Origin of the sequence: Pseudoxanthomonas jiangsuensis (genome assembly GCF_010093185.1) — a bacterium.
Classification (GTDB): Bacteria; Pseudomonadota; Gammaproteobacteria; order Xanthomonadales; family Xanthomonadaceae; genus Pseudoxanthomonas; species Pseudoxanthomonas jiangsuensis.
Genome location: NZ_PDWL01000068.1, coordinates 1 through 1073, shown reverse-complemented (window position 1 = coordinate 1073; position 1073 = coordinate 1). Strand labels below are relative to the sequence as shown.

General features: G+C 40.9%; 2 protein-coding genes. One reads left to right on the top strand and one right to left on the bottom strand.

The features are described from left to right. On the top strand, positions 1-458 hold a 458-nt coding region (locus CSC62_RS17235; protein WP_425502053.1), incomplete at its 5' end, for a hypothetical protein. Positions 459-586: 128 nt separating this feature from the next. On the opposite strand, the gene CSC62_RS17230 is transcribed toward CSC62_RS17235, so the two are convergent. Next, the coding region (locus CSC62_RS17230; protein ID WP_162407890.1) for a tail fiber assembly protein at positions 587-1073 on the bottom strand (487 nt) is incomplete at its 5' end.

The following is a 1073-nucleotide window of genomic DNA, read 5'->3' as shown; positions in this document are numbered from 1 at the left end:
ATACAGCCAAGCTTGCAGAAACGACTTTTTTAAAGGACGGTTATCACATTCAAACATTAATTTTTTATGATAAACAATTCCATCCAATTGATTTAATCAATACAACATTTGAAGATCAAGCAGATAAATATATTTTTTGGCGTTATGCAGCTGACAGAGCCAAAATAACAAATGCCTATGGCTTCATTTGGATATCAGAGCTATGGCTCAGAAAAGCAAGCATCTACTCCAATAAACCAATACATACAATGCCAATTATAGATGAAAGACTTCAGGTAATTGGAATTGATTCAAATAATAATCAAAAATGTATTTCATGGAAAATAGTTAGAGAAAACGAAGAAAAAAAACCGACTTTAGAAATATCAACAGCAGACTCAAAACATGACGAAAAACCATATTTCATGCGTTCAGTCTTAAAAGCAATTGGCGGTGATGTAAACACTATGAACAATTGAGTCATAGAACTTCCATTATTCTCCTGAAGATAATAATCGCCAAATAAACCAATACTCAGCTTTACAATATACTAACTAACCGCAGAACGTTATTTCATACAACGTTTCTGCGGCATATCACAAAACGATTACTCCATAACAGGGACAGCAGGCCACTCAATATCAGGTGCAGTTGATGTATCAACACGGTTCAGCAACACCCGATACTTCTTCCAGGCTTCCAGCAACGAGGTTTCTTCCTTCGTTGCAATTTCCAGATCTGCAGCATCCTGAAGCGGCGCAATATGCTCACTGGCTACCTGCATCAGGCTTTTTTTTGTTTCTTCCGCCTCCCGGATCCGGAACAGTTTTTCTGCTTCCGTATCCTTCACCCAGGCTGTGCCGTTCCACTTCTGATATTCCCCTCCCGGCGATAACCAGGTAAAATTTTCCGGTAACGGACCGAGTTCAGAAATAAATAACGCGTCGCCGGAAGCCACGTCATAGACGGTTTTACCCCGATGGTCTTCAACGAGATGCCACGATGCCTCATCACTGTTGAAAACAGCCACAAAGCCAGCCGGAATATCTGGCGGTGCAATATCGGTACTGTTTGCAGGCAGACCGGTATGAGGC